Here is a 26,962-nt window from a genome sequence, read left to right on the forward strand (position 1 = left end):
ATCCCGGCATCTGCTTTCAAGAAAATTTTGTCCAACGAGGAAGATGCTGATCAGATCTCATTCATTTTCAAGAATATTTTTTGTGTCGCGGTTGTAAATGTGCTTGGAATCTGCCGCAAGTGCTGGTGTATTGCAGCCGCCGGGTGCTCGCTGAGATTGGTAGGCAGTTGGGCGGTGAAACTTGTCCAAATGGACTGGGTATTCAGGCGTTGACATACATTTATCGATTTTCCATTTGCCTCGCAATACTGGCAGCAATCCTGGTCGCAAGTGTTGCCGGCAGTCCGGTTGTTCTTGGGGTCTTGGCCGACGCAGGGAGCTCTTACGCGGCTTATCGACTGGCGCAACATTTCAACAATCAAGCGGACGTGAAGGACTACAATCCTGCTTCAGCGCTTCATTGGTATGAAGTAGCCGCAGAGTCGGGAAACCTAGACGCGCTCTATGAAATAGGTATGTTGCATTTTTCGGCGGCAGTAAAAAATCACTCCTACAAAAAAGCTTATGACAGTTTTCGTCAGGGAGCTGAGGCAGGTCATGTAGGGGCGGCGCATAATTTAGCAATTTTCTATGAATTTGGCCTTGGCGTTGAACAGGATCTTTTTGCCGCGGAGCGCTGGTTTCAAAAAACGATTGCTCTGGGGAACCGGGAAACCGAACACAATCTGGTGTTGTTGTATGTCAACCATCCCAAGGACTTCCAAGCGGATAAGGTCGAAAAAGCATTCATGGAACTCAGGAAGCAAGCCGATGCGGGCGACCCAAGCGCAGTAATGACGCTTGCACTGGCATTGATCGAAGGTGAATGGATCGAACAAAACGAAGAAAAAGGTTTGGCACTTTTGCATAAAGCAACGGAAACCATTCCGGATTTCGCCTTCTTGATGATTGGAGACTATTACCTAAACAGGAACAATGGCGCTCCCGACTATGCCAAGGCGATGAAATATTTTGAGAAGTCTGTTGAGAGCGGAGGTGTCGTCGCCAACTATGAACTGGGCAAAATGTTCGAACATGGACTTGGCGTGGAAAGGAATTACTTCAAAGCCGCTAGGCTGTACAAGGCATCAATAGAGGGCAAGTACTTTCCCGGCTTGATTTCACTCGGGCTGCTGTATTGCGATGGCAACGGCGTAGAACGTGACTATCACGAAGCAAACCGTCTGTTTCGTAGGGCCAAAGAGCTCGATCTACCGGGAGGTGCTGCTAGTGTCGGATGGATGCTGATTAACGGTTTCGGTGTCCCTGAGAACAAAGAAGCCGGGCTTCGCATGATCAAGGAAGCCGCCGACAATGAGGATTACTTCGGCACCTATTATTTCGCAAAGCTGCTGGAAGAAGGTGTGCTGGTTCCGCAGGACCACGAGCAAGCCGTAGAGCTCTATATCGTGTCCGCAGAGAAGGAAAACCAGCACGCAATCGCGGCGCTCAAAAGGTTGGGCATTCAACAGTGACCGTCTTAGCTGCCGAACAAATAGGCCGGGCATCGTTGCCCGGCCTTTTCGTCTGGTCGATGGGGCTTTTGGCTTAGTTCTTGGTCTTGTCGACGAGGGCGTTGGACTTGATCCACGGCATCATGCCGCGCAGCTTTTCGCCGACTTCCTCGATCTGGTGAGCGTCGTTGAGACGGCGGGTGGCCTTGAACTTGGCGGCGCCGGCCCGGTATTCCTGCATCCAGTCGGAGGTGAACTTGCCGGTCTGGATGTCGGTCAGGACGCGCTTCATCTCCGCCTTGGTCTCGTCGGTGACGATGCGCGGGCCGGTGACGTATTCACCCCATTCCGCGGTGTTGGAGATGGAGTAGTTCATGTTGGCGATGCCGCCTTCGTAGATCAGGTCGACGATCAGCTTCACTTCGTGCAGGCACTCGAAATAGGCCATTTCCGGGGCATAGCCGGCTTCGACCAGGGTTTCGAACCCGGCGCGGATCAGTTCGACCAGACCGCCGCACAGAACGGCCTGTTCGCCGAAGAGGTCGGTTTCGCACTCTTCCTGGAAAGTGGTCTCGATGATACCCGAGCGACCGCCGCCGACGCCGCAGGCGTAGCTGAGGCCGAGGTCGAGCGCGTTGCCGGAGGCGTCCTGGTGGACGGCGACCAGGCACGGCACGCCGCCGCCCTTCTGGTATTCACCGCGCACGGTGTGGCCCGGACCCTTCGGCGCGACCATGAGGACGTCGACGGATGCCTTCGGCTCGATCAGGCCGAAATGGACGTTGAGGCCGTGGGCGAAGGCGATGGCGGCGCCGTCGCGGATGTTGGCGGCGATGTGGTCCTTGTAGATGTCGGCCTGGAGCTCGTCCGGGGTGGCCATCATCATCAGGTCTGCCCAGGCTGCGGCTTCGGCCACGGTCATGACCTTGAAACCGTCGGCTTCGGCCTTCAGCGCGGTGGTGGACCCTTCGCGCAGGGCAACGGCGATCTCGGTGCAGCCGCTGTCCTTCAGGTTCATGGCATGGGCGCGGCCCTGGGAGCCGTAGCCGATGACGGCGACTTTCTTGGATTTGATCAGGTTGAGATCAGCATCACGATCGTAATAAACGCGCATGGGGTATCCTTTCTCCCGTCTGCAGTCTGTCTTTTCAAGGGCCGGCCCTGCGGCCGGTCGTTGTTGTTTGAGGTGTTCCCCGGTGGATCCGGCGGCGGGACCTACGCCCCGAACAGCCGGTAAAAGCGGTCGACGGCCGTTTCAGCCTGGGATTTGAGATCCTTCTCGGCCGGACTGGCGGCCTCGCCGAGAAGCAGGCGGATGTGAACGTCCCGGATGGCCAGGCCGTAAAGCACCTGGTAGGCGTCTTCCGAGTCGTCGAACTTGAGAAGCCCGTGGCGGCGGCCGCTGTCGAGCATGGCGCGGGCGCGGGCGGAAATCATGTGCTTGCCGCGCACCAGCAGGAGCTGGCCGAGACGGTTGGAATTGGTGTTGCTCTGGCCGATGGAGAGCCGGTTCAGTGCCAGGGACGTTTCCGAGAACAACACTCCGAGCAGCGCTTCGACAAAGGCACTGACATGGGCGCGGAAGGTCTCCGCATCTGCGGTCGCGCCTGCTTCGGAGGGGAACTGGACCTGGCTCGCCTGGAAGGCGACGACCGCGGCGAGCAACCCGTCCCGGTCGCCGAACCACTTGTAGAGGCTTTCCTTGGAGCAGCTCGCCGTGCGGGCGAGGCCGGCCGTCGTCAGCGCCTTCTCGCCACCTTCCACCAGCAGCGTCAGCGCATGTTGCAAAACCACCTGCTGGCGCGGCGAGAACTCGGGCGCGGCGTCCGGGCGGGAAGTTGCAATGTCGAAAGCGGCTGCGGGCATGTCGGTCTGATCGGTCGGTTGTGGAGCGGATATTGTTGGTGAACCGTACGGTACGGTTCGGGTTATGGCAAAGCTGAAGCGGCAGGTCAAGAGGGATTTTCAGGTCATTTTGAAATCGGGCGTCATGCGGGGAGAGCCGCAGATTTCATATGAGCCCTGACGTTTGCGTTAAGTATCGACAGGGTTTGCCCTTGATCGGGGTTGGACCTTCAGAATATCGTTCTGTGTCCATTTTCAATCAAAATAATAACCGCAAGAGTTCGTTGGGTGGCTTAACATGTTCAGATGGAAAAGGTTTGCATTCCTGCCGTTGCTCCTGGCGCTTGTTGTTGCCGGTGTTCCCCGTGCGGAAGCCGCGCAGCAGGTGACGGCCAAGATCGACCTGTCCGAGCAGCGGCTCTATCTTTATGTTGACGGCCGCCTGCGCGGCAAATGGCCGGTGTCGACAGCCCGCAAGGGCTATCGCACGCCGACGGGAAGCTGGCGTCCGACGCGGCTGGAGCGCGACTGGCATTCGCGCAAGTACAACTGGGCACCGATGCCCTATTCGGTGTTCTTCTACGGCGGCTACGCCATCCACGGCACCACCGACCTCAAGAACCTCGGCCGCCCGGCCTCGCACGGCTGCATCCGACTGCATCCGAAAAACGCCGCGCGGCTGTTCAACCTTGTCCGCCAGGTCGGCCGCGGCAACGCACGGGTGGTGGTCACGCGGTGAGTGATTTGCCATCTTGCTAAGTCTTTTGGAGGCTACGTCAGTCGAATTTTGAAACATTAATTTGTGTATTTTTGATGCCGTGATTTAGAGTTGAACTGTCAAGTTATTCGTTTGATTTAGGGCCTTTTCAGATGCTCAAGCTCGATTGTTCCTCGCCGGAGATGGCGTCCAAAAAAGCCGTGGAGGCCCTGGCGAAGACGGCCGTCAAGATCATCAAGGGCGACATGATCGGCACGGCCTTCGGGTTTTACGATGCATATAAAGCCTATGCGCCAAAAGACCCGAGCCGGGAACAGATGGCCTTTATGTTTTGGCGGGCCGTCTTTTTCCTGAGTATCACCGATGCGCTGACCCGCAACCGGCTGGCACGGATGGCGCCGCCCGATCAGATCGAAAGTCACGCCACCTGGCTTCTGCAAACGGTGTTTAGCCCAGACAATCCAGAAACGTTCGACCTCTCACACTTGACAGAGCCAACCACCTGGGCGCTCTACCAAGAATACCTGCGGCCTCGCTTTCCCGCCATTGTCTTCGCCCTGGAACCCGCTTCGGGTTTCTCGGAAGACGATCTAAAACACCAGCTGGACCTCAGTCTCCGGGCTAGCCTTTACAAGGTCTGGTCAGACGAACGGTTCAGCGCGTTTCAGGACTATATCTCGACGCTGAAAACCGACCCGGTCTTTGACGGTCTGATGCGGCGGCGGAAATGGCGGCGGCATTACGACTGGATCGAACAGAAACTCAGCGGCAAGGCCCTCTTCGGCCAGCCAGAGGACAGCGGCATAACGGTGCGCAGCGTCTATACGCCTTTGCGCTGCGCCTGGGAGGAGATTGAAGACATCCCGGGCGCGACGGAAGAGGACCCGCGCCGAAGCGACAGGCCTGGCAGGCGGCGCAAACGCATCGTTCACGTCGATTGGCTGGAAGACGCTTTGAAAACCTGGCTGGAGAGGACCGCAGGCACCGACAGTGACGACACGCTTCGGGTTCTGTCGGGCGGACCGGGCAGTGGCAAATCCACGGTCGCGCGAATTTTTGCGACAGATGTTGCCCATGAAGAAAGGGTCAATGTCTGTTTCATAGAACTACAGCATCTCAATCTTTCCGGTGATTTGCGTTCCAGCCTAGTGTCGGAAATGACGCATGCACGCGAAGGCGTTGGACTTGGAGAAGACCCTATCAAGTGGCAAGATCAATTTGACGAACGACCGATCCTTTTTGTGTTTGATGGATTGGACGAATTGGTTAATCACGCCAAACTCGACGAAGACATTAGCCGCGACTTCTTTCAGAAGGTGCGAAACTTCCTTCGAGACGTCAACCGGGGTAAAGCCCGCGCATGCGCTTTAGTGACCGGGCGACCAGGGGCTGTATCAATAGCGTTAAACAACGCTCATTTGAACTCCAGGGTACTGCTGGAAATGATGCCGTTATGCTCCTTGCGAGATCTCCAATATCTAAAATCAATGGGTATGGCCGATGAGTTGGAGATAATTGATCGACTCGATTTGGTAGATCGAGATCAGCGATCAGAGTTTTGGTGCATTTGGTGCAAAGGCACAAAGCAGGAAAAAGCTGCTTTGCCTGGTGCGCTTGAAGTTAAACAACTAAACGCATTTACAGCCGAGCCATTACTTTTTTTCCTGTTGATCTTGTCCGGATATGCCACAGAACCAGACCAAGCCGCAGAAAACAAGAATGTAATATATCGTAAGATTTTTGAAGATGTTCATTCACGTGACGCAGAAAAACGGGCTTCACGCGGAGATGAGCAAATAACTCAAGATCAGTTTTTCGTCTTGATGGAATGTCTTGCTTTGGCCATCTGGCATGGAGGAGGGCGAACCGGGTCAGACGAAAAATTCGAAGCGATAAGAGATTGGCATGCGGGCCGCGAAAAGAAACAGCTAGCCAGTCTTGAAGGCGCGTCACTTAAAAACGTAGCTCTACAATTCTATACACGCAAGGAGACAATTGGGAGCGACGCCGGATTTGAGTTCATTCATAAAAGCTTCGGAGAATATTTGACAGCCTGTGCTCTTGTTCGAGTTGCTGCAGTTTTGGCAGTTTCAGAAGACCCTAATGAAGAATTAGCTGCAAAATGGTTGAAGAGAACGGGAGTTGCGCAAATTAGTCGTGAAATAATTGAGTTTTTGAGAGATGAAGTGAGACTATTGGAATTAGAAACGGTAGCAGGGATAGGGGATTCTCTTACTGATTTGTTGAATTGGGTGGTTAGGAATGGGTTGCCAGCGCATGCTGACGGTATTGAAGGAACGTGGAGGGATGCTGAAGCGCGTCAGCGTAATGCATCAGGTTCTTTGCTTGCAGTTTTGAATGCAATTTGTCATTTTCAAAAAACATATGATCAGAATTTTGTTTTAAAAATCGAGTGGGTTGAAGAATTATCGGCGCGAAGATTCCTAGATATGTTGCATGTTACAAATGGCTCTCTTCATCCGCACAGAATGCTACTTTCAGGGATTGATTTCACTAGACCAGGAGACGAGCTGGAACAATCTGATTTAACGTCATTGCAGTTGAGCTATTCTGATTTACGTGGGTCTAATCTTAATGGTGCGCTGATGTTCTTTTCTACAATTATAGGTGCGGATCTTCGGTTCGCAAAATTGAATGAGACAATTCTAGAAGGTGCAAACCTATTTGAGGTTGATTTAGAATATTGCGAGCTGAAACACGCTATTATTGAAGATGCAGATTTGTCTTCATCTTTTTTAGGTTTTTCTAACTTTGGGAATGCGACGCTTAAAAATGCTAACGTTAGCCATACGCAGTGTATCTGCACTGACTTTGAAGATGCAAATCTCGGTAACGCCAATTTCGAATATGCAGATCTTCAACAAGCTTATTTTAGAAATGCGGATCTGAAAGGAACCAATTTTCGATTGGCTTCACTAGTTGCTGCTGACCTATCTGATACAGAAAACCTAACACAGCAACAGATTGAGTTGGCGTTCGGTGATGCCGAAACCATACTTCCTGACAATTTGAAGAGGCCCTCACATTGGTCACCGGCCGCACTTGATGAGGATGAGGCATTAAATATTTGGAATGCGTGGAAGGAACAGCGTAGGGCCGAATTGAATGGTGAAAACGCAGACTGATCAACCTCCGCTCCCAGCCGCCTCCTTCAGCCAATTCACCACCACCTCGGCCGTTGCCCGGTTGCGGCTCTTGTGCGACAGGACCGCGTGATAGGCGTTGTTCGGCGTCAGCGGCGGCAGGCCGGCCGGGATCAGCAGGCCCTTGTCGACCTGGTCGCCGGTGATCGAACGCCAGCCGAGCATGACGCCGTGACCGGAAAGGGCCGCCTGGCTGGCCTGGACGTAGTTGGAGAACCTGAGGCCCTTGGCCGATCCGGCCGCCTTCTGGCCGGTGCGGGTCAGATACTCCGGCCAGGAAATCCAGCGCCTGTCATTGGTCTCCACGTGGATCAGGAAGGCGGAGCCAAGGCTGCCGCCGGTCTCCATCAGACGGCGGACGTAAGAGGGCGCGCAGACCGGCTCGACATGCTCCTGAAACAGCAGCTCGACCGTGCCGTCATCCCAGCGGCCGTCGCCGTAGCGCATGGCGATGTCCGTGCCCGGACCGAGGCGGGGGACTTCCTGCTGGGTGGTCTGCACATTCACCGCGACATCGGGATGGTCGAGATAGAACGCCTCGAGACGAGGCATCAGCCAGTAGGTGGCAAAGCCGATGGTGCAGGCAAGGGTTACCGAGGCACCGCCGGGATCTGTCAGTGCGCGGATGTCGTCAAGGGCACCCGTCAGCCGCTCGCGGTTCTCGGTCACCGCCTTCAGAAGAATGTGACCGGCCTCGGTCAGACCGGCGGGCCGGGTGCTGCGATCGACCAGAGCGGCGCCGACATGGTCTTCCAGCTGCTTCAAGGCCTGGCTGACCGCGGACAGCGACACGTTGAGCTCGGCGGCCGCCGCCTTGGCGCTGCCGGCGCGCTGCACGGTTTCGAAGACGCTCAGAAGCCGAAGGGGCGGCAGGCGGTGCATGTTGATCTCACAAGTTAATCAAACGCTTAAGTTAACTTCTGTTTTTATCGCCTTTTCAAATCAGGGACACAAGCGCAATTTTGCCGTAAGAACATGAATTGCAACCGCTTCCGCTTTCCCTGGAACTCGATTTCGTTGCGAAAGCAGGCTTAACTTAAAGGCAAGACCATGCTTGGAACCGGTGAAACGGGCGTGCTGCTTCAGGAAAACGGCCTCGACGTGCCGCTCGGCGACGGCCGGACGGCCTATTTCAACTACTACTGGCTGCGCGACAATTGCCCGAGTTCGTTCGACCCGGAAACCCGCGAACGGGTGTTTGACGTCTTCGGCATGAACGCGGCGCCGAAAGCCGCCAGCGCGGTCATCTCCAACGGGGCGCTGGAGATTGCCTGGACCGGCAGCAACCACGTCACCCGCATGCCGCTGGACCGGCTGGTGCAATTCTCCAGCGGTCAGAAGCGGGCGGATGTCGCCAACCTGCCGCGTGTGCCCTGGCATGCCGATCATTACGGCAAGATCGCGCGTTTCGCCCATGACGACCTGATGGCCGACAAGACGAACGTGCGCGACTGGGCCAGGGCCATGCTGACCGACGGGATTGCACTTTTGACCGGCCTGCCGGACACGGACGCGGCCCTGCTTGATACGGCCGGCCTGATCGGCCATGTGCGGCCGAGCTATTTCGGCCAGGTGTTCGAGGTCAAGACCCATATCAAGCCGACCAATCTCGCCTTCACCTCCAAGGCGCTGCCGTTGCACACGGACCTGCCGGACGAGGACCTGGCACCCGGCGTCCAGTTCCTGCATTGCCGGGCGAATTCGGTGGAAGGCGGCAACTCGATCTTTGCCGACGGGCTGGCGGTTGCCCAGGATTTCCGGGCGCTGTACCCGGAGGACTTCGAGCTGCTGGTCGACATCGACGTACCCTATTACTGCGAGCACGACACGTTCGACATGCGCGCCCGCCAGCGGGTGATCGAACTGGACGAGCACGGCGCCATCTCCGGCGTCACCATCAGCCAGCACCATGCCGACATTTTCGACATGCCGCAGAAAGATCTCGACCGCTATTATCCGGCCTTCTGCCGGTTCGGCAGGATGATGCGCGACGACAGGTACCTGATGCGGTTCCGGTTGAACGCGGGCGAGTGTATCGTCTTCGACAATCACCGCATCGTGCACGGCCGCGCCGCCTATTCGGCCACCAGCGGCAACCGGCACCTGCGCGGCTGCTACACGGACCGGGGCGAATTGCGCTCCACATACCGGATCCTGTCGGGGGAAGGGCGGTTCAAATGAGCGTTGTTACGGAGGTTGCCTTCGGCAATACGGAACGGCAGAGCGAGCAGGCACTGCGCGAGGATCTCGCGGCCGCGTTCCGGATCGCGGTCAGGCTCGGCTGGCACGAATCCGTCGGCAATCATTTTTCCGCCGCGGTCTCGGAGGATGGCGCCAGCTTCCTGATGAACCCGAAATGGCGGCACTTCTCCGAAATCCGCGCCAGCGACCTTCTTCTGCTCGACGCCAATGACGAGGAGGTGATGGAGCAGGAAAACGCGCCGGACCCGTCCGCCTGGTGCATTCACGGCACGGTGCACCGGACCAATCCGAAGGCGCGCGTGCTGTTCCACGTCCATCCGCCGCATGCCACCGCGCTGGCCTGCCTCGCAGACCCGTCGATGAAGCCGGTCGATCTCAACACGGCGCGGTTCTTCGGCAAGGTCGCCGTCGATCTCGGCTTCGGCGGCATGGCCGACGAGGCGGAGGAGGGGCGGCGTATTGCCGAGACCCTTGGTGACAGGCCGGTGCTGATGATGGGCAATCACGGCGTCTCCATTGCCGCCGAAACCGTGCCGGAGGCCTTCGAACATCTCTATTTCTTCGAGCGGGCGGCGGAGACCCTCCTGAGGGCCTATGGCTCCGGCCGGCCTTTGGCGGTCATGTCGGACAACCTTGCCGCCAAGACCGCCGCCGAGTGGGAGCCCTACAAGGGCATGGGCTTTGCCCATTTCGACCACTGGAAGCGGCAGCTGGACCGGAGCGAGCCGGATTACAGGGACTGAAGGACTGGCGTCCCTTCGTCTGCATCCCTTCCGGTGTCAGTCCGGGCGAGCGCAGTGCAAGCTGTGCGCTGATCCGGAATCCGGCGGATGCGAGTTCGCAATCACGACAAAGGCAGCTCTCTGCTGCTATTGCAGGAAAAATAGAAAAACCTGACCGCGCACACCGCTGTCATCTCCGCGAAAGCGGAGACCCAGGATGTCTCATCGGCAACCTTTTTTGCGTAAAAGCCGCCGCCCGGGAGTCCTGGGACCCGGCTTTCTGTACATTTCGCGTTGATGGCAGGGGGAGAGGGCGATGGCGCTAACACAAATTCAGTGTCACCCCGGGCGAGCAACGCGAGACCCGGGGCCCACTCGTTTCCAGAGAGAACAGCATGTGGCGACCAGGATTTTCCGACCATCATCGGCTTTGACAAGGTGATTTGCGAGTAGGCCCCGGATCTGCGCTGCGCTTGTCCGGGGTGACACCGAGGGTATTGCACGTCCGAGATCCCGAAAGTCACGCTGGAGCTTGGGAAACTGGCAATTAACGCCTGTAGTACCCGCCTAATACCCGCTCGGATCCGTTGCCTGCTAGCGTTCCTCTATCGCTTTTTGCCAAGCTGGAGGACAGAGCATGAGTGCGAAAAAGATCCTGATGATCACCGGTGACTTCACCGAGGACTACGAGACCATGGTGCCGTTCCAGGCGCTGCTGGCCATGGGCCATGCGGTCGACGCGGTCTGCCCGGGCAAGAAGGCCGGTGAGACGGTCGCCACCTGCATCCACGATTTCGAGGGCGACCAGACCTATTCCGAAAAACGCGGCCACAATTTCACGCTGAACGCGAGTTTCGCCGAGGTCGATGTCGCCGCCTATGACGCGCTGGTCATCCCGGGCGGGCGCGCGCCGGAATATCTGCGCCTCGATGCCGGGGTTCTGGCCGCGGTCGAGCACTTCATGGCCGAAGGCAAGCCGGTCGCCGCGATCTGCCACGGTGCGCAGATCCTGACCGCGGCCAAGGTCATCGACGGCCGCACCGTCTCGGCCTATCCGGCCTGCCGCCCGGAAGTGGAACTTGCCGGTGCGACCTATGCCGACATCGCCATCGACGGTGCCGTCACCGACGGCAATCTGGTCACCGCCCCGGCCTGGCCGGCCCATCCGGCCTGGCTCGCCCAGTTCAATGCGGTGCTGACTGGCGAGGCCGCCGGGTCGCTGGCGGCGTAAGGCAGGGCAAGCAGCACCTGCTGCAACCACAGCCTCATCCTTCGAGGCAGCGCCGACGCGCTTCCTCGGGATGAGGCGGAGTTTGTAGTGAAGGCGGTGCCACTGGTGCTTCTCCTCCCCCTTGTGGGGAGGGGATCGGGGTGGGGGTCTTTACCGCTTCTGCCAAGGTTACGGCTTCGCCGTTTACGAATACCCTAACCCTTCCCCACAAGGGGGAAGAGGATTAGGTTGAATGCGTGTCGAAGGCATACGTGCCCGTCGCCATGAAAAGCGTGTGAAAAGACAGAAATACGGAAAGCCCGGAGGATACGACATGTGCAAATTGTTCATCGATGCGGATCCGGCGCTTTGGGAAAGCACGACGAAGTCCCTGCGGATCGACGGCATGGTCACTTCCGTGCGCCTGGAGACCTTTTTCTGGAAGGTGCTCGACGAAATCGCCGGGCGCGACGGCATGAATGTGGTCCAGCTGATCACCAGGCTGCATCACGAGAGCATCGATGCTGGCCATGATCTCGGCAACTTCACCAGTTTCCTGCGTGTGTGCTGCGGCCGGTACCTGGCGCTGCAGCTTTCAGGTGACGTGCCCTCCGACACCCGCCTGCCGATCGCGGGCCTCGATGCCGACGGCATCCTGGAGGCCGAGAGCGGGCGGGTGCATTAAGGCGCCGGGACTGCGGCGGAAGGTGTCGAAAACATCAATATTGATATGCATGTCTGCTTTCGGGAAAAAGCTCCTGAAACTCTCAGAGTAATCGCAGACGCGATCGAAGCTGACGAGTTCTCGGCTATGCTGTCCAAGCTATTCTTTGGCCGTGAGGGCTGAAAATCGAAATGGTTCTGCACGGCTCGTAAGGTGCTGACATGAGAAAAGTACTGATTGCAATCGTATCGCTCTCCTTAGGATTTGCCGGCTTATGGCTCTTGTATATGCAGCTGATTGTGTGGGGTTATATACACGGACTGGCGCTCATGGCTGTTGGCCTTTTGCTTGCGATTGGCTTCGGTTGGTTTTGGATTGATGTCTTGCGTCCAGTATTGACTGGACGAGAAGAATAAAATTTGAGGGACCTGAACGATGGCAATTTCTGACTACTTCGCACTTGCTGCGATCTGGCTAGGCTTTGCAGGTGTAGTCGGTCTTTTTCGATTTGGAATGCCTTTTCATGTCCCCAAAAAAGGCAAGAGTAGCCTACTGCTAGAAAATGGAAGCAAAAAGAGTGAGCAAAAGGAAACGCTATACGGCTTCCTCGGTTGGCTTTCCCTTGGTGCGCTCTTCTTTTCAGCGTTTCTGCAATCAGTTTCATTATTGATGTGAGTTACAAAGGGAACAATGATCTAGACCGCGCCAAAAGCCAGCTTCTGTTTGAGATGCACGCAAGACTTTGCGCAACTAGATCATGCTTTCAAAGGACGTGCTCGACTCTTGCCCTTCGGGCCCTTCAAATGGCTAAACTGTCAGGTGATTTACTAATGCTGGACAATTGGCATTCGCTGCGCTTGACAGGGATGACAGCGGACTGTTGCTCAGATGAAGGTAGCGGCGCTCAACGTCACGCGATCACCGTCTCCTGCAGCGCCTTGCGCATGTCGTCGGCGACGATGACCGGTCTGGTATCCGTCGGCACCACGAACAGTCCGAGTTTTTGCGTCACCCGGCCCAGCCTGACCGACGCGGTCATGAAGACCAGCAGGGGCGCCGCGACCAGCGGCAGGGCGACCGGCAACAGCCAGTAGAACAGCTCCGGCACGTATTCGTGGCAAAAGGCTATGGCGCCTGCGCCTGTCAGCACCATCCACCATGTGGCGGAAAGCGAGGCGCTGACCGGCAGGGATCCGTCGTCGCGGTCCGCCGCCGGCCAGCCGCTGTCGGCGCCTGTCAGGACCTGGAACACCGAGCGGCAATGAAACATCATGTGGATCGGCGCGAGGATCGAGGTCAGCAGGATCTCGAGCACGAAGCTGCAGAACAGGCGGACGGGACCGCCGAAGCCTTGGGCGCTGCCGCCTGACAGCGCCCTGACCGTCAACAGCAGCTTGGGCAGGATCAGGAGGGCAACAAGGCCGAACAGCAGCGCCAGCGCCGTCGCGGTTTCCGGGTGCGGAAAGACCGGGAACAGCGACCGGCCGTCGAAATAGACGGGCGGCGAGGCCACCAGCGGCGCGGCGAGGCTCGCCAGCAGGAAGATGAGCCAGATCGGCGAGGCCAGGTAGGCGAAGATTCCCTGCAGGATGGAAATCCGGCTCCAGAAGCGGAACCGGGGCGCGGCCAGGATACGGCTGTGCTGCAGGTTGCCCTGGCACCAGCGCCGGTCGCGCTTGGCATAGTCGACCATGTTGGCCGGGGCTTCCTCGTAGGAACCGGTCAGGTCCGGGTCGAGCCTGACCGTCCAGCCGTCGCGCGCCAGAAGCGCGGCCTCGACGGTGTCGTGGCTGAGGATATGCCCTCCGAAGGGCGGTTTTCCGTTAAGGGGCGCCATGCCGCAGGCGGCGGCGAAGGCCCGCGTGCGGATCAGGGCATTGTGTCCCCAGAACGTGCCTTCCCGGCCCTGGACGGAGGCCAGGCCGCGCGCGAAATAGGGGCCGTAGAGCGAGGTTGCGAACTGCAGCAATCGGCCAAAAAGGGTTTGCAGACCGATGATCTGCGGCAGCGACTGCAGGAGAGCGAGTTTCGGGTCGGCTTCCATGCGCCGGACCATCTCCAGAATGGTCTCGCCTTCCATCAGGCTGTCGGCGTCCAGCACCAGCATGTAATCGTAGGCGCCGCCGGAAGTCGTCAGAAACTCCGCGATGTTGCCGGCCTTTCGGCCGGTGTTTGTCTCGCGGCGGCGGTAGAAAAGATGACCGCCCGCGCCAAGCCGTGCCAGCAGGTTCTGATAGGCCGCCAGCTCCTTTTGCGCGATTTCGGGCCGGGTCGTGTCGGACAGCACGTGGAAGTCGAACCGGTCGCTCGCAAGCGAGTTGCGGACGGACAGCATGATCGCCTCCAGCCGCGCGAAGACCGGTCCTGTCGCTTCGTTGTAGATCGGCAGCAGAATGGCCGTGCGGCTCTCGGGACATGACGAGACCCGTGGCCTGGCTTCCGTCGGAAACAGGATACCGAACAGGGCAATGCAGCCACCCCAGGCGAGCCAGAAGGCGGCAATCGCCATCAGGGTGATCCGGACCACGTCAAGCCAGTCAAAGCCGTCGGCCTGGACCACCGTTGCGAACATGTAGGACGCCGCGGTGGTGAGAGACAGGGCGATGACGAACATGGCCAGCCGCCGGAAAAAGGCGGACAGCGCAATGGACGCGATCCGGTCCATGTCAGCGGCTCCGCGCCGTGACGGGAGATCGTTTCATCCGGGGGCGCAGCAGCTGCAGAGCCCGCTGCCACGCGCGCAGCTGGGGCGCCAGCCGAACGGCAAGCGGCGGGTTCAGGTCATGGGCAGGCATGTCGAGCCCGTGGCGCGGCGGCGGCACAGGCAGGGCGCGAACGGGAGCAGCGTGCCGGCCGCTGTCCAGTACCTCGCGCAGGATCTCGTCCGAAAGGTCCGGACGGTTCAGCACCGTCCGGATTTCGTCGTAATCGTGAGACATGCCGCCGGCGCGCGACGGGTGTCCGGGATGGATCCCTGCCTGCCTGTTCATGAGCGCCCACTCCATTGATACATCCAGGTTTCGGTGATGTCGGTCCCGTCCAGTTGAAGCGCCAGGATGAATTCGACCGGAATTTCCTGGTCGTCCCGTTCGATGTCGAGCACCGCCCGCCAGGAGCCGCCTTCGAGCCGCTGGACGAAACTGTGTTTGACCGTTCCCTTTTGAACCGACAGGCGGGGTTTCACGGGAGCGTCTGCACCGAGACCGGAGAGAGAGGGCCCGGCGAATTCGACAACGAATTTCCTCAGTTTGGGGTCAGGGTCCGAGGCGGCGGCTCCGCCGTGGCCCGTGCCTGTGGTGATCACTGTTGCCAGTTCGGTTCCCGGTTCCGGGTCCCGGCCCCAGATCATCCGGTAGGCGAAGCGATGCTCGGACCCGGCGGCGGCTTCGGAGCCAGGAACCCAGAAGGCAACGATGTTGTCGTGGATTTCCTTGTCTGCCGGAATTTCGGCAAGCATCACCTGGCCCTTGCCCCAGTCGTTGACCGGCTCGATCCAGAGCGATGGGCGGCGTTGGTACTTGGCCTCGGTGTCCTGGTAGTGATCGAAACTGCGGTCGCGCTGCAGCAGGCCGAAACCGGCCGGATTGTCTTCCGAAAAGAAGGAGAGGGCAAGACTGTCCGGATTGCGCAAGGGCCGCCACAGGCGTTGACCGTTCTGGCGCAGGATCAGAAGACCGTCATTGTCATGGACTTCCGGGCGGTAGTCGTCGAAGCCGACCCGGTCGTTTTCACCGAACAGGAACATGGATGTCAGCGGGGCGACGCCCAGCCGCTCGACATCGTCGCGCAGGAAAATACGCGCATCGACTTCCACCACAGTGTTGATGCCCGGCTTGATGGTGAACTGGTAGGCGCCGGTCACCCGCTCGCTTTCCAGCTCCGCGTAAAGCCGCATTTCGGAGGCGCCGCGCGCGGGGCGTTCCAGGTAGAACCGGTTGAAGCGCGGGAACTCCTCCGGCCCGGCAATGGCGGTGTCGACCGCAAGGCCCCTTGCGGACAGGCCGTAGACATTGCCCTTGCCGAGGGACCGGAAATAGCTGGCGCCGAGAAACACGATCAGCTCGTCGAAATAATCCGGCGTGTTGAGCGGATGATGCAGGCGGAAGCCGGCAATGCCGGGCATCTCGATGTCCTTGAAGTCGGACGGGACGAGCGGTTCGCCATAGATGAAATCCGTGCCGGTGAAGAGCCGGGGGTGGGCCTTGCCGTCGACGATCTCGAAGAGCTCTACAGGATCCTTGAACAGCCAGCCGGGGTGAAAGGCCTGCAGCCGGTATTGGCCGCCCTGATCTTTCCAGAGAGACCGGTCGGGATTGAACCGGATGGCGCGGTGCTGGTCATAGGTCAGCTTGGCGAGCACTTCCGGCAGAGACGCCTCGTCCGGCTCGTATGCCCTGCCGGCCTTGTCTTTCATGCGCGTCACGAGCGACTCGAAGTCGAATGCTTCGCCCTCGGGACTTTCTGCCTGGGACGGTTGCGGCGAGGAGGTCTCGGCCCGGCCGACGCCCGGGAACCCGCTCGCGGACAAGGCTCCGGCGGCAAGCGCTGTTGCCGAAAGAAATACGCGTCGATTGATCACGACGTTAGCCCACCATGTTGAAATTAATGTTCTTTTTGGGTCACAGAATGAGTGAGCACGTGCACTGCAGCAATTTTAGGGAGAAATCCAGACCAAAAAACGGCATTTCTGTGCATCGCAGCAAAGCTGCATCTGTTCGCTCTTCCTAAAACACCGAAGACAGCGAATGGTTGCCCGAAAAATCAAAAAAATTCAGATGGTCTCAAAGACGGCCTGCGACCTCGTCGGCAATGGCGAGGCAGGATGTCAGCCCGGGCGATTCCATGCCGTAAAGGGCAACGAGGCCCTCGAGGCCATGGGTCTCCGGCCCGTCGATACGGAAATCCGCTGCGGGTTCACCAGGGGCGGAGATCTTCGGGCGGAAGCCGCAATAGTCCGGAACGAGGGACTTGTCAGGCAGGCCGGGCCAGTAGCTGCGGATCGCGGCGTAGAACTTGCCGCCGCGCGACGGGTCGACCTCGTAGTCGATGTGCTCGACCCATTCGACATCCGGGCCGAAACGGGCCTGGTGCTGCAGGTCCAGCGTGATGTGGACGCCCGAGCCGCCCGGTTCTGGCACCGGATAGACCAGCCGGGAAAACGGCGCCTTGCCCTGCAGCTTGAAATAGTTGCCCTTGGCCAGATAGGCCTTCGGCGCGTTGGCACCGGGCAGGTCCGCCATCAGCCCGGGCGCGCCGTGGCCGGCGGAGACGATCAGTTCCCGGCAGGTGAGGGCGGTGGTGTCACCGTCCGCGGTCTCGACCACGAGCCTGTAGCCTTCGGGGCCAGGCGTGATCTCCTTGACGCGGCTGTTGAGGACGACCTGGCCGCCATGGGCTTCCAGTCCGCCCTGAAGGGCGAGCATCAGACCGTGGCTGTCGATGATGCCGGTCGAGGGCGACCACAGCGCGCCGGCGCAATCCAGTTCCGGTTCGATTTCCTCGAGTTTCCTGCGGTCGTAGAAGACGAGATCCGTCAGGTCGGTCGCCAGGGCCTGCTGGTGCAGGCGCTCCAGTTCGGGGAGTTGCGCCTCGTTGCCTGCGACGATCAGCTTGCCGATGCGCTCATGGGCGATGCCGTTGTCGGCGCAGAAGTCATAGAGCATGTGCTTGCCGGGCAGGCACAGCTTTGCCTTCAGGCTGCCGGGTGGATAGTAGATTCCGGCATGGATGACCTCGGAATTGCGGGCGCTGGTCTCCGAGCCGATCAGCCCGTGCCGCTCCAGCACCATCACTTCGCGGCCCTTGAGCGCCAGCGCCCGGCCGATCGCCAGTCCGATGACACCGGCGCCGATCACGAGGGTTTCAATGTCAGGCATGGCTTTCTCCGGCTTCTCATCGGAATGGGAACGGGTCGGCTTCGCCGATTACCCCCATCCCCAACCCTTCCCCACAAGGGGGAAGGGGGCTGGCTGCGGCTTGCAATCGAACGCATCAATGAAGTTGGCAGATCACGTTCAGTTCTTTTGCCACGATGGTGAAACGTTTGGTCCCCCTCCCCCTTGTGGGGAGGGGACAGGGGTGGGGGGAACCCAGCCCCGAACGCCGGCAGGTGCGGATCAGCCCCACCACTTTTCCGGTTCGAAGGAGCCGGCGGCGTCCTCGATGACCTGGCCGACCTGGAACAGGGTGCTTTCGTCGAACGGCTTGCCGATCAGCTGCAGGCCGAGGGGCAGGCCGGACTTGTCGAGACCGGCGGGCACGGAGATGCCCGGCAGGCCGGCCATGTTCACGGTCACGGTGAAAATGTCGTTCAGGTACATCTTCACCGGGTCGGAATGCAGGTCCTGGTCGGCGACGCCGAAGGCGGCCGACGGGGTTGCCGGGGTCAGGATGGCATCGACCCCGTTTTCCCATGCCAGGTCGAAGTCGCGCTTGATCAGCGTGCGCACTTTCTGGGCCTTGAGGTAATAGGCGTCATAGTAACCGGCCGACAGCACGTAGGTGCCGATCAGGATGCGGCGCTTGACCTCCTCGCCGAAGCCTTCGGCGCGGGTGTTCTCGTACATCTCGACAATGTCCTTGCCCGGCACGCGCAGGCCGTAGCGCACGCCGTCATAGCGGGCGAGGTTGGACGAGGCTTCCGCCGGAGCGACGATGTAATAGGCCGGCAGGGCATACTTGGTGTGCGGCATGGAAATGTCGACGATTTCCGCGCCGGCGGCCTTGAGCCAGTCAATGCCTTTCTGCCACAGCTCGTTGATCTCGCCCGGCATGCCGTCCATGCGGTATTCGGCCGGAATGCCGATCTTCAGGCCCTTTACCGACTTGCCGATGGCGGCTTCGTAGTCCGGCACCTCGATGTCGACGGAGGTGGTGTCCTTCGGGTCGACGGAGGCCATGGACTTCAGCAGGATCGCGCTGTCGCGCACCGTGTGGGCGATCGGCCCGGCCTGGTCGAGCGAGGAGGCAAAGGCGACGACGCCCCAGCGGGAGCAGCGGCCATAGGTCGGCTTGATGCCGACGGTGCCGGTGAAGGCGGCAGGCTGGCGGATCGAGCCGCCCGTATCGGTGGCCGTCGCACCCATGCACATACGCGCGGCGACGGCCGAGGCGGAGCCGCCGGAGGACCCGCCGGGTACCAGGTCCTGGTTGGAGCCCTGCTTGCGCCACGGGTTGATCACCGGGCCGTAATAGGAGGTCTCGTTGGAGGAGCCCATGGCGAACTCGTCCATGTTGAGCTTGCCGAGCATGACGGCGCCGTCGGCCCACAGGTTCGAGGTCACGGTGGATTCATAGGGCGGCTTGAAGCCGTCGAGGATGTGGCTGCAGGCCTGGGTGTGCACGCCCCTGGTGGCGAACAGGTCCTTGATGCCCAGCGGAATGCCCTCCAGCGCGCCGCCTTCGCCCTTGGCGAGTTTCTCGTCGGAGGCCTTTGCCATCTCGCGAGCCTGGTCGGCGGTGACGGTCACGTAGGCGTTGAGCTGGCTGTTGGCGGCCTCGATGTTGGAGATGAAAGCGTCGGTCAGTTCCAGGGACGTGTAGTCCTTGTTCTTCAGGCCTTCGCGGGCCTCGGCAATGGTGAGTTTGGTCAGATCGGTCATGGATCAGGTCTCTTGATGGGCCGCGAGCGGCCGGGAATAGAAAACGGAATAGGGGCTGTCGGGATAATCGAGCACAGGGCCGCATTGTCTGAAACCGGCCGCCTCATAAAGTCGCCGGGCGGCATCGTAATTGTGGCCCGTTTCGAGTACGAGCCGCTCGAAGCCTTCCTCGACGGCGCGGTCGGTGACATGAGCGAGGATCCGCCGTGCCAGGCCCATCCCCCGGTAGTCGGGGCGGGCATAGAAGCGTTTCAGCTCGCCGGTGCCGTCAGCGTGGCGGTGAAGGGCGCCGCAGGCGGCGGCCTTGCCGTCAATGCGGGCAACGAACACCGTGGTTTCAGGGCCGGCCATGTCTTCCGCGCTCATGCTGAAATTGGCCTCTTCCGGCGTCAGGTTGCCAAGGATCGCGTTCAGCTCAAGGATCATGGCGCGCATGTCCTCAGTCAGGGGGCTTTCGACCGCGATTTCCACGTTCGGTTGCTGGCTCATCCCGTCGGCAATCCCGCTTATTCGACGACTTTCGGCACCATGAAGAAATTGTCTTCCGAGGCCGGGGCGTTCAGCGTGATGTCGTCGGCCTTGTTGCCGTCGGTGACACCGTCCGCGCGCTTCTTCATGGTCTGCTCGACCACGGAGGTCAGCGGCTCGACACCGTCGATATTGACCTCGTCGAGCTGCTCGACAAAGCCGAGAATGGCGTTCAGCTCGCCGGTCATGCGGGTGGCGTCTTCTTCGCTCACCCTGATGCGCGCGAGCCGCGCGACGCGTTTCACCGTATCGGTATCAACTGACATGTGTGTCCCCGTTGGTCTGGCTGTGCGTGCGGGCGGCGGAAGGATCCGGAGCCGCACGGGTCCGGACCTGTTTGCGGCCGGCCACGGGCAAATTCAAGAGCTTCGGCTTGCGGGCGGACGGAATTGAAGTTATTCCGGTTCTGATTGTAACCGTAATTAGAAAGGGGCGGCATGTCCGGCCGGCCGCAGGACGACAGGGTGACGACGGCTCTCCTGGAGGCGGCGCTCCGGGAACTCTCCCAGAACGGCTATGAGGCAACCACCATCGCTGCCGTGGCCGCGCGGGCGCGGACCAGCAAACAGGCGGTCTACCGGCGTTACCGGGACAAGGAAGCCCTGATCGCGGCGGCGGTCGGGCGCGCTCTGGCCGCAGCCCATCCGGGCCCGCCGCAACGCGGCAGCGTCGCCGAAGACCTGCGTCAGTGTCTTCTGGGCACCGTGCGGGCGTTTCAGGAGACCCTGCTCGGCGGTGCGCTGCGCGCGCTGGTGCCGTACCGGGACCGGCCCGCGCTGGCGGCTGTGCTCGAGGAAGCGGAGGCCGCGCGGCGTCTCGTCCTGCGCCAGATCTTTCTGGCAACGCCATTTGAAACGGACATGGAGGCCCGGATCGATCTCTTGCTCGGGCTTGTCTATTTCGGCGTTGTGTTGCGCGGTCAAACGATCAGCGAGGCGGATGTCGAGACGGCGATCTACCTGGTGCTGGGCCTGGTCGCGCCGAGAGATCCGGCAGGGTTGCGGGGCCTCCCGGGAATGTGACGGTCTCGATCATCACATTCCGCTCGCCCGTTGCTGTCAGTTCTGTGATCAAGGGTGATTGGTGTTCTCCGGCAGCAGGCGACATCTTGGCGTCGAGCGCGGTGCAGGGAGGCACCGGCCGCGCCTGCCCGCTCACACCACAAGGGAGACGTCGATGCCGCTCTATACGTCCAAATCCGTTCTTCTGGGCCTGACAGCCCTGTTTTCCGCCGCCGCCTTTTCCGCTTCGGCCGACGAAATCACCACCTTCACCAAGGGCGGCGCCGCGATCGGCGGCACCGACCCGGTCGCCTATTTCACCGAAGGAAAACCGGTTGCCGGCTCCGACGACTACACGTTCGAGTATGACGACGTGACCTGGAAATTCGCGTCCGCGGAAAATCGTGATGCCTTCGCCGCCGACCCGGCCAAATACGCGCCGCAATATGGCGGCTTCTGTGCCTTCGGCGCCGCCATGGGCTTCAAGGTGCCGGTGGTGCCGGACGCCTGGTCCATCGTTGACGGCAAACTCTACCTCAACAACTCCCTGAAGGTTCAGGAGCGCTTCGAGGAAGACGTCCCGGGCTATATCCGCAAGGCGACGCTCAACTGGGACATCATCAAGGACAAGAATCCGTCGGACCTGAAGGAACCGATCATCCGGGATTGAGGGTGCTGCCCTTTCAGAAGAATCGGAAAGCCCGCCGTCCGGCGGGCTTTCGCATCAGATGCCAAGACCGAGGACGGATTTCTCTTCGCTCGGAATGTTAATGTCTGGTTTCGCCACGCCTTCTGCGGTCATCCCGGCCCCGAGCCGGGATTCAATCCACATTTCCGCAAATGCTATGTTGCGATTGATCCGTGCCGAGCCGAATGTCTGCGCATCTCTCCTCTTCTCCGGGAGCCAACGGGTCCCCGATCAGGCTACGCTTGTCGGGGGTGACCCTGAAATATGCGTCGTCGTACCCAATTCCACCTTTCCTCCTGTTGCCCCTTCAAATCCGGCGCCTGCGATGCTAAATCCTGAATAATTGAGTCAGCATTCAAGAGGTGCCCGTGGCCCGACTTCCCAAACGCCGTCCCCGGTTCCTGACCGTCAAGACCGCCTTCCATCTCAGTCCCAACCTGATCCGAGTCACGTTTGCGGGGCCGGAGCTGGAGGGTTTTCCGAAAGGCCACCACGGCGCCAATTGCAAGCTTGTTCTGCCTCGGGACGGGGAAAGCCGGGCGGATTTCGAGGCCTGGTTCGCACCCGACGCGCCGGAGGAAAAGGTCCATCCGGTGCGCACCTACACCGTGCGGGCCTATCGCGCAGACAGCCTGGAGCTGGACATCGATTTCGTCGCTCATGGTGACAACGGACCGGCGACCCGCTGGGCTCAGGCCGCGAAGCCCGGGTCCTTCCTGGGGTTCTTCGGTCCCAGCCAGCCGAAGCTCACTGAATTCCATGCCGACTGGTACCTGCTGGCCGCCGATCTCTCGGCCATGCCGGTTGTCGAGGCGACCCTGGAAATGCTGCCCGCGGAAGCCAGGGGGCTGTGTGTTTTCGAAGTGCCGTCCGACCAGGACATCCGCGAGATCACGGCGCCTCAGGGCATCGAGGTCCGCTGGCTGATCCAGCCGGACGTTCACAGGCCGTCAACCGCCCAGGTCGACCTGGTCAAGGCCCTCGACTGGCCGGCCGGGTCCGTTCAGACCTGCATTGCCGGGGAAAGCTCCGTGATCCGGGCTCTGAGAGACCATCTCCACAACGAGCGGCGGGTGCCGAAGGCCGACACCTACATTTCCGGCTATTGGAAGATCGGCCTGGTCGAGGACGAGCACCAGAAGATGAAACGGGCGGAAGCGGCATAAAAGGCGCAACGGTGGTTTAACTGACTTGGGTCTTCTCCTGCCTGCCCAAGCAATGGCAGGGCGCCATAAACGGACCACTTGCTTCTCCACTCTCCGTCATTGCAGGGCTTGACCCACTGCTGTCCGGTTAAGCAGGAGCCTCTGTATGCAAACAGGTTTCGCCGCTTGTACCAGTCTCCCCCCTGGAGGGGGAGATGTCTCCGGAAGGAGACAGAGGGGGGGCTCAACCTCTCAGCATACAAGGCCTTTTCCGAATACGAGGAACCGCTGCGCCCCCCTCTGTCCGGTTCCCGGACATCTCCCCCTCCAGGGGGGAGAGGGGTGCAAGTGGTAAGGCACTGCGTGTCCCGGACGAGGAGAAGCGTAAATATCGACAATGAATCAATGACCTGTTGTAACTGAGCCGCGTTAAACCGGACAGCAGTGGGTTAAACCATGGGATGACGAAGTTGAGAAACTTGAACTTCATTATTCGTTCCTTGCCCGGCCACCATCAAATTCTCGCCACGCCTTCGCGCTTAGACTGATACTCCGTCCGTTTTCAGGAGATCTTCTCATGCGCGTTTTCGGGTTTTTCCTTGCCGGTCTTGCCGGTGGTCTGCTTTGGTCCGGCGTCTCCCTTGCAGCGGAGCCGACCTTCGACTGCGCCAAGGCGGAGAGTTCCGCCGAAAAGCTGATCTGCTCCAACGACGAACTGGGCGCACTCGACCGCACGCTCGGGGAGGTCTACGGCAAGGCGGCCGAGGTGGTGAAGTCGCTTGACGCAGGTGCGGAGGAGGAACTGAACACCCTGAAGGCCTACCAGCGCGGCTGGGTCAAGGGCCGGGACGAGTGCTGGAAAGGCGAGGATGAGCTTGCCTGCATCAAGGCGACGTATCAGCGCCGCATCGCCGAACTCACCGCCCGCTACCAGCTGATCAAGGGCCAGGCGCCGGTGTTCTACACCTGTAACGGCAATCCGGCGGACGAGATCGTCGCGACCTTCTATCCGACGGAACCGCCCTCGGCCCGGCTGGAGCGGGGCGACACCACGGAAATCGTCGTCCAGGGGCTGAGCGGATCGGGGGCCCGTTACGAAGGCGACTTCGGCATCGTCTTCTGGATCAAGGGCGACGAGGCCATGGTCGACTGGCCGCAGGGCACGGAGTTCGATTGCAAGGTGCGTGGGTAGCCGCCAGGTCCCAGGGGCCGTCACCTAGCGTGTCGCGCGGTTCCTGCGGCCAAACTCGCGTTGTCTCACCGTCTGTGGCCGGACGGGGGCGGAAAAAGCTGCCGGCGCGGCTGAGACCGGGCCTGGTGCGGGGGGATCTGATCTGCCTGAGGTGAACCGGCCCGGCGCTTTCTCGATGCCGCAGAAATAGACCATCAGGCCCGTGCCAACGCTCGGCAGCAGGAACGAGAGGTACCAGAACCCGCTGCGGCCGGAATCGCGTAGCCGGTTCAGACAGGTGCACAGGTTCATGTAGATCATGGCGAGCGCCGTCAGGCCCAAGCCGACATTCTCCATGGGATTGCGGCCGCCTGCTCCCCCCTCGAGGTCGGCGAACAGGAATATCGTGGCAAGCAGTCCGCCGATCGCGACACCAAAAATCACCAGCTGAAACAGCCACCAGCGACCTCTGCCGATCGTGCCGCAAACCGGATTGAACAAGGCTTCCATGTCGACCCTCCTCGGCGTCAGTCAATTATACCGAGACGTGTTAACGGGGGTTGAATGCCTTTCAGGGTTGTTATTGGCGGGAGGGGGAGGCACCGCACGCGTGCCGGCTGCTGTCCGCCGCCGCCCCGTCCTGTCCGGTTTCGCAAGAGACGAAGGGGCCTCCTCAGCCGTCCTTGTAATAGTAGCTGTAGCCGTTGATCGCAGGCGCGCCGCCAAGATGCGCGTAGAGGACCTTTGAACCGGCCGGTATGTCTCCCGTCCGGATCAGGTCAATCATGCCCTGCATGGATTTGCCCTCATAGACCGGGTCGGTGATCATCGCTTCGGTCTTGGCGGCAAGCCGGATGGCGGCGTTGGTTTCCTCCGAAGGCACGCCATAGGCCGGGTAGGCATAGTCCGTCTTGATCACGATCTCGTCGTCCTGCACCGGGCGCCCGAGTTCCACGAGATCCGCCGTGCTGTCGACGATCTGCCGGACCTGTTGCCGTGTTTGCTCAGGCGTGCCGGATGCGTCGATGCCGATGACACGGTCTGCCCGGTCCTGGTCCGCAAAGCCGACGATCATCCCGGCCTGGGTGGAACCGGTCACCACGCAAACGACGATGTAGTCGAAGGTGACGCCCATGGCCTGTTCCTGCTGCCTGACCTCCTCGGCAAAGCGGACATAGCCGAGACCGCCGTATTTGTGGACGGAGGCGCCCGCCGGAATGCCGTAGGGAACGCCGCCGGCGTCACGCACGGACTGAAGCGCGTCTTCCCAGCTCTGCCTGATGCCGATATCGAAACCGTCCTCCACCAGGCGGGAGTCGGCCCCCATCAGCCGCGTCAGCAGGATGTTGCCGACGCGGTCATAGACGGCATCGTAATGCGGCACCCACTTTTCCTGGACGACGACGCATTTCATGCCGATTTTTGCTGCCGTCGCGGCGACCATGCGTGTGTGATTTGACTGGACGCCGCCGATGGACACCAGCGTGTCCGCACCGGATGCCAGGGCGTCCGGCACGATATATTCCAGCTTTCTCAGCTTGTTGCCGCCAAAGGCCAGACCCGAATTGCAGTCGTCCCGTTTGGCATAGATGTCCACCTTGCCGCCGAGTGCCTCGGACAGTCTGGGAAGATGTTCAATCGGGGTCGGACCGAAGGTGAGCGGATAACGGTCAAACTTGTCGAGGTTCATGGAGCACACCGTGTTGATTGATGACGCCTTGAGCCTTGCAGAATTCGGGTGAAAGGTGCTCTCTTATTTGTGTGGTAGATCTCTCATTTCAGGGAATTGCGTGCTGTATGATGAGATGATATTTGGAAATAGAACGCAAATATGGAAGAATCTTTCATGACGGAAAACCTGGACAGGATTGACAGGAAAATTCTCAGGCTCTTGCAATCGGATGGCCGTCTCAGCAATGCGGATCTTGCCGAGCAGGTGAATGTGAGCCCTGCAACCTGCCACAGGCGGACACAGCGGCTGTTCGATCATGGCTATGTCCAGGGCGTGCGGGCACAGGTTGATCCGGTCAAGGTCGATCGCTCGGCTCTCGTCATTGTCGGCGTGGTGCTGGACCGCTCGACGCCGCAGAGCTTTGCCGAATTCGAGGAGGTCATCCGAAAAGCCGACTTCATTCTGGACTGCCATCTGGTGGCCGGCGATTTCGACTATTTCCTCAAGATCCGGGCACGGGACATGGCCGACTTCAACAAGCTGCACGGCGAAAAGCTCATCGCGCTTCCGGGCGTGCGCCAGACCCGAACATTCTTTGTCATGAAGGAAGTGACCGACAACGCACCGCTCCAGTTTTAGGAGGGGCCGCCGCAGGCCTTGCGGAACCCTGTCAGGGCCTGCCTGATGAGGGCCGAGCTCCGGGCATCCTCGCAGATCTCCTCGGCAGTCAGTCTGTTGGTCGCCAGACCCAAGCTGAAACATGCCTCGGGCACGATGCGGGCGGCCATGGTCCTGAGCACCTCTTCCAGCTGGCCGGGCGCGAAAGCGTGCCGGTCGCTGACATGGGCAAGGGCCACCGGCTTGCCGGGAAAGCGGGTGCAGCCGACCATCCAGTCGAGCGTATTCTTGAAGCTGCCGGGCAGGGAATGCATGTATTCCGGTGCGGCGAACAGCAATCCGTCGGCTGCCGCGACCCGGTCGCGCAGGTCCCGGACGCGTTCCGGCAACAACTCGTCCGCGTCGAGGTCCGGCGAGAAATGCGGCAGGTCGGCAACGGCGTCATAGCGCTCGAGGGACACTCCCTCCGGCGCCAGACGTTCGGCGGCGGTCAGCAAAGCCAGGTTGGACGAGGCGGCGCGCAGGCTGCCGCAAAAGGTGAGAAGCGAGACGGGCATGGATTGCGGTTCCGGTTGGGCGG

27 protein-coding genes are annotated in these 26,962 nt (G+C 60.3%); 14 read left to right on the forward strand and 13 right to left on the reverse strand.

All coding sequences use genetic code 11. The annotated features are described in order from the left end of the window. The first annotated feature begins 119 nt into the window (after positions 1-119). Positions 120-1,454, forward strand: a complete 1,335-nt coding sequence (locus O6760_RS17285; RefSeq protein WP_269580958.1) for a tetratricopeptide repeat protein — start codon at positions 120-122, stop codon at positions 1,452-1,454. 73 nt (positions 1,455-1,527) lie between these two features. Here O6760_RS17285 and ilvC read toward each other — a convergent pair whose 3' ends face one another. Beyond that, positions 1,528-2,547, reverse strand: coding sequence for a ketol-acid reductoisomerase (ilvC, locus tag O6760_RS17290; RefSeq protein WP_269580959.1), 1,020 nt, complete (start codon positions 2,545-2,547; stop codon positions 1,528-1,530). Positions 2,548-2,648: 101 nt separating this feature from the next. Continuing rightward, entirely contained in the window at positions 2,649-3,299 is a 651-nt protein-coding gene (locus O6760_RS17295) for a TetR/AcrR family transcriptional regulator (protein ID WP_269580960.1), read from the reverse strand. A 277-nt stretch (positions 3,300-3,576) separates the two neighbouring features. Between O6760_RS17295 and O6760_RS17300 the strand changes: the two genes are divergently transcribed. Then, on the forward strand, positions 3,577-4,017 hold the full coding sequence (locus O6760_RS17300; protein WP_269580961.1) for a L,D-transpeptidase: 441 nt from the start codon (positions 3,577-3,579) through the stop codon (positions 4,015-4,017). A 131-nt stretch (positions 4,018-4,148) separates the two neighbouring features. After that, on the forward strand, positions 4,149-7,142 hold the full coding sequence (locus O6760_RS17305; protein WP_269580962.1) for a pentapeptide repeat-containing protein: 2,994 nt from the start codon (positions 4,149-4,151) through the stop codon (positions 7,140-7,142). Here O6760_RS17305 and O6760_RS17310 read toward each other — a convergent pair whose 3' ends face one another. After that, on the reverse strand, positions 7,143-8,042 hold the full coding sequence (locus O6760_RS17310; RefSeq protein ID WP_269580963.1) for a LysR substrate-binding domain-containing protein: 900 nt from the start codon (positions 8,040-8,042) through the stop codon (positions 7,143-7,145). 168 nt (positions 8,043-8,210) lie between these two features. Here O6760_RS17310 and O6760_RS17315 point away from each other — a divergent pair, with 168 nt between their 5' ends. From O6760_RS17315 to O6760_RS17340, 6 genes are all read left to right on the forward strand, one after another. Next, entirely contained in the window at positions 8,211-9,341 is a 1,131-nt protein-coding gene (locus O6760_RS17315) for a TauD/TfdA family dioxygenase (RefSeq protein ID WP_269580964.1), read from the forward strand. Then, positions 9,338-10,105: a class II aldolase/adducin family protein gene (locus tag O6760_RS17320; protein ID WP_269580965.1), complete on the forward strand. Its 768-nt coding sequence runs from the start codon at positions 9,338-9,340 to the stop codon at positions 10,103-10,105. The genes O6760_RS17315 and O6760_RS17320 overlap by 4 nt, the downstream gene beginning before the upstream one ends. 616 nt (positions 10,106-10,721) lie before the next feature. After that, entirely contained in the window at positions 10,722-11,315 is a 594-nt protein-coding gene (locus O6760_RS17325) for a DJ-1/PfpI family protein (protein WP_269580966.1), read from the forward strand. A 313-nt stretch (positions 11,316-11,628) separates the two neighbouring features. Beyond that, on the forward strand, positions 11,629-11,979 hold the full coding sequence (locus O6760_RS17330) for a ribbon-helix-helix domain-containing protein (RefSeq protein ID WP_269580967.1): 351 nt from the start codon (positions 11,629-11,631) through the stop codon (positions 11,977-11,979). 200 nt (positions 11,980-12,179) lie between these two features. Then, a complete protein-coding gene (locus O6760_RS17335) occupies positions 12,180-12,374 on the forward strand; it encodes a hypothetical protein (RefSeq protein ID WP_269580968.1) in 195 nt (64 codons plus the stop codon). 19 nt (positions 12,375-12,393) lie between these two features. After that, positions 12,394-12,633 carry a hypothetical protein gene (locus tag O6760_RS17340; RefSeq protein ID WP_269580969.1) on the forward strand — a complete coding sequence of 80 codons (240 nt, stop codon included), beginning with the start codon at positions 12,394-12,396 and terminating at the stop codon, positions 12,631-12,633. A gap of 235 nt (positions 12,634-12,868) precedes the next feature. Here O6760_RS17340 and mdoH read toward each other — a convergent pair whose 3' ends face one another. From mdoH to gatC, 7 genes are all read right to left on the reverse strand, one after another. Next, positions 12,869-14,623, reverse strand: a complete 1,755-nt coding sequence (gene mdoH / locus O6760_RS17345) for a glucans biosynthesis glucosyltransferase MdoH (RefSeq protein ID WP_269580970.1) — start codon at positions 14,621-14,623, stop codon at positions 12,869-12,871. Between the two features lies 1 nt (position 14,624). Next, positions 14,625-14,948, reverse strand: coding sequence for a hypothetical protein (locus O6760_RS17350; protein WP_269580971.1), 324 nt, complete (start codon positions 14,946-14,948; stop codon positions 14,625-14,627). Further along, positions 14,945-16,537, reverse strand: a complete 1,593-nt coding sequence (locus tag O6760_RS17355) for a glucan biosynthesis protein (RefSeq protein ID WP_269580972.1) — start codon at positions 16,535-16,537, stop codon at positions 14,945-14,947. Before O6760_RS17355 ends, O6760_RS17350 begins: the two co-directional genes overlap by 4 nt. 202 nt (positions 16,538-16,739) lie before the next feature. Then, entirely contained in the window at positions 16,740-17,834 is a 1,095-nt protein-coding gene (locus O6760_RS17360) for an NAD(P)/FAD-dependent oxidoreductase (protein ID WP_269580973.1), read from the reverse strand. Positions 17,835-18,074: 240 nt separating this feature from the next. Beyond that, positions 18,075-19,559: an Asp-tRNA(Asn)/Glu-tRNA(Gln) amidotransferase subunit GatA gene (gene gatA, locus O6760_RS17365; RefSeq protein ID WP_269580974.1), complete on the reverse strand. Its 1,485-nt coding sequence runs from the start codon at positions 19,557-19,559 to the stop codon at positions 18,075-18,077. A gap of 3 nt (positions 19,560-19,562) precedes the next feature. Further along, on the reverse strand, positions 19,563-20,048 hold the full coding sequence (locus O6760_RS17370; protein ID WP_269580975.1) for a GNAT family N-acetyltransferase: 486 nt from the start codon (positions 20,046-20,048) through the stop codon (positions 19,563-19,565). 17 nt (positions 20,049-20,065) lie between these two features. Continuing rightward, positions 20,066-20,353, reverse strand: coding sequence for an Asp-tRNA(Asn)/Glu-tRNA(Gln) amidotransferase subunit GatC (gene gatC / locus O6760_RS17375; RefSeq protein ID WP_269580976.1), 288 nt, complete (start codon positions 20,351-20,353; stop codon positions 20,066-20,068). 171 nt (positions 20,354-20,524) lie between these two features. Here gatC and O6760_RS17380 point away from each other — a divergent pair, with 171 nt between their 5' ends. From O6760_RS17380 to O6760_RS17395, 4 genes are all read left to right on the forward strand, one after another. Further along, complete coding sequence (locus O6760_RS17380) at positions 20,525-21,109, forward strand: TetR/AcrR family transcriptional regulator (protein WP_269580977.1); 585 nt, start codon at positions 20,525-20,527, stop codon at positions 21,107-21,109. A gap of 154 nt (positions 21,110-21,263) precedes the next feature. Beyond that, positions 21,264-21,758 (forward strand): YHS domain-containing (seleno)protein, encoded by a 495-nt coding sequence (locus tag O6760_RS17385; RefSeq protein WP_269580978.1) that lies wholly within the window; start codon positions 21,264-21,266, stop codon positions 21,756-21,758. Positions 21,759-22,144: 386 nt separating this feature from the next. Then, positions 22,145-22,942, forward strand: coding sequence for a siderophore-interacting protein (locus O6760_RS17390; RefSeq protein ID WP_269580979.1), 798 nt, complete (start codon positions 22,145-22,147; stop codon positions 22,940-22,942). Between the two features lie 556 nt (positions 22,943-23,498). Beyond that, positions 23,499-24,113: an MliC family protein gene (locus O6760_RS17395; RefSeq protein ID WP_269580980.1), complete on the forward strand. Its 615-nt coding sequence runs from the start codon at positions 23,499-23,501 to the stop codon at positions 24,111-24,113. A gap of 24 nt (positions 24,114-24,137) precedes the next feature. On the opposite strand, the gene O6760_RS17400 is transcribed toward O6760_RS17395, so the two are convergent. Together O6760_RS17400 and O6760_RS17405 are read right to left on the reverse strand one after the other, a co-directional pair. Further along, complete coding sequence (locus O6760_RS17400) at positions 24,138-24,602, reverse strand: DUF805 domain-containing protein (protein ID WP_269580981.1); 465 nt, start codon at positions 24,600-24,602, stop codon at positions 24,138-24,140. A gap of 163 nt (positions 24,603-24,765) precedes the next feature. Then, complete coding sequence (locus O6760_RS17405) at positions 24,766-25,782, reverse strand: 1-aminocyclopropane-1-carboxylate deaminase (RefSeq protein WP_269580982.1); 1,017 nt, start codon at positions 25,780-25,782, stop codon at positions 24,766-24,768. A 156-nt stretch (positions 25,783-25,938) separates the two neighbouring features. Between O6760_RS17405 and O6760_RS17410 the strand changes: the two genes are divergently transcribed. After that, positions 25,939-26,403 carry an Lrp/AsnC family transcriptional regulator gene (locus O6760_RS17410; protein ID WP_269580983.1) on the forward strand — a complete coding sequence of 155 codons (465 nt, stop codon included), beginning with the start codon at positions 25,939-25,941 and terminating at the stop codon, positions 26,401-26,403. Here O6760_RS17410 and O6760_RS17415 read toward each other — a convergent pair. Next, a complete protein-coding gene (locus tag O6760_RS17415; protein ID WP_269580984.1) occupies positions 26,400-26,939 on the reverse strand; it encodes an NADPH-dependent FMN reductase in 540 nt (179 codons plus the stop codon). The two genes, O6760_RS17410 and O6760_RS17415, sit on opposite strands and share 4 nt — an antisense overlap. Between the last annotated feature and the right edge of the window lie 23 nt (positions 26,940-26,962).

Origin of the sequence: Roseibium sp. Sym1, from assembly GCF_027359675.1 — a bacterium.
In the GTDB taxonomy this organism is placed as follows: Bacteria; Pseudomonadota; Alphaproteobacteria; order Rhizobiales; family Stappiaceae; genus Roseibium.

Bases quoted from the DNA above. Each gene is read 5' to 3' on its own strand.
- ilvC (WP_269580959.1), bottom strand. From the start codon at position 2,547: ATGCGCGTTTATTACGATCGTGATGCTGATCTCAACCTGATCAAATCC.
- O6760_RS17295 (WP_269580960.1), bottom strand. From the start codon at position 3,299: ATGCCCGCAGCCGCTTTCGACATTGCAACTTCCCGCCCGGACGCCGCG.
- O6760_RS17300 (WP_269580961.1), top strand. From the start codon at position 3,577: ATGTTCAGATGGAAAAGGTTTGCATTCCTGCCGTTGCTCCTGGCGCTT.
- O6760_RS17305 (WP_269580962.1), top strand. From the start codon at position 4,149: ATGCTCAAGCTCGATTGTTCCTCGCCGGAGATGGCGTCCAAAAAAGCC.
- O6760_RS17310 (WP_269580963.1), bottom strand. From the start codon at position 8,042: ATGCACCGCCTGCCGCCCCTTCGGCTTCTGAGCGTCTTCGAAACCGTG.
- O6760_RS17315 (WP_269580964.1), top strand. From the start codon at position 8,211: ATGCTTGGAACCGGTGAAACGGGCGTGCTGCTTCAGGAAAACGGCCTC.
- O6760_RS17320 (WP_269580965.1), top strand. From the start codon at position 9,338: ATGAGCGTTGTTACGGAGGTTGCCTTCGGCAATACGGAACGGCAGAGC.
- O6760_RS17325 (WP_269580966.1), top strand. From the start codon at position 10,722: ATGAGTGCGAAAAAGATCCTGATGATCACCGGTGACTTCACCGAGGAC.
- O6760_RS17330 (WP_269580967.1), top strand. From the start codon at position 11,629: ATGTGCAAATTGTTCATCGATGCGGATCCGGCGCTTTGGGAAAGCACG.
- O6760_RS17335 (WP_269580968.1), top strand. From the start codon at position 12,180: ATGAGAAAAGTACTGATTGCAATCGTATCGCTCTCCTTAGGATTTGCC.
- O6760_RS17340 (WP_269580969.1), top strand. From the start codon at position 12,394: ATGGCAATTTCTGACTACTTCGCACTTGCTGCGATCTGGCTAGGCTTT.
- mdoH (WP_269580970.1), bottom strand. From the start codon at position 14,623: ATGGACCGGATCGCGTCCATTGCGCTGTCCGCCTTTTTCCGGCGGCTG.
- O6760_RS17350 (WP_269580971.1), bottom strand. From the start codon at position 14,948: ATGAACAGGCAGGCAGGGATCCATCCCGGACACCCGTCGCGCGCCGGC.
- O6760_RS17360 (WP_269580973.1), bottom strand. From the start codon at position 17,834: ATGCCTGACATTGAAACCCTCGTGATCGGCGCCGGTGTCATCGGACTG.
- gatA (WP_269580974.1), bottom strand. From the start codon at position 19,559: ATGACCGATCTGACCAAACTCACCATTGCCGAGGCCCGCGAAGGCCTG.
- O6760_RS17370 (WP_269580975.1), bottom strand. From the start codon at position 20,048: ATGAGCCAGCAACCGAACGTGGAAATCGCGGTCGAAAGCCCCCTGACT.
- gatC (WP_269580976.1), bottom strand. From the start codon at position 20,353: ATGTCAGTTGATACCGATACGGTGAAACGCGTCGCGCGGCTCGCGCGC.
- O6760_RS17380 (WP_269580977.1), top strand. From the start codon at position 20,525: ATGTCCGGCCGGCCGCAGGACGACAGGGTGACGACGGCTCTCCTGGAG.
- O6760_RS17385 (WP_269580978.1), top strand. From the start codon at position 21,264: ATGCCGCTCTATACGTCCAAATCCGTTCTTCTGGGCCTGACAGCCCTG.
- O6760_RS17395 (WP_269580980.1), top strand. From the start codon at position 23,499: ATGCGCGTTTTCGGGTTTTTCCTTGCCGGTCTTGCCGGTGGTCTGCTT.
- O6760_RS17400 (WP_269580981.1), bottom strand. From the start codon at position 24,602: ATGGAAGCCTTGTTCAATCCGGTTTGCGGCACGATCGGCAGAGGTCGC.
- O6760_RS17405 (WP_269580982.1), bottom strand. From the start codon at position 25,782: ATGAACCTCGACAAGTTTGACCGTTATCCGCTCACCTTCGGTCCGACC.
- O6760_RS17410 (WP_269580983.1), top strand. From the start codon at position 25,939: ATGACGGAAAACCTGGACAGGATTGACAGGAAAATTCTCAGGCTCTTG.
- O6760_RS17415 (WP_269580984.1), bottom strand. From the start codon at position 26,939: ATGCCCGTCTCGCTTCTCACCTTTTGCGGCAGCCTGCGCGCCGCCTCG.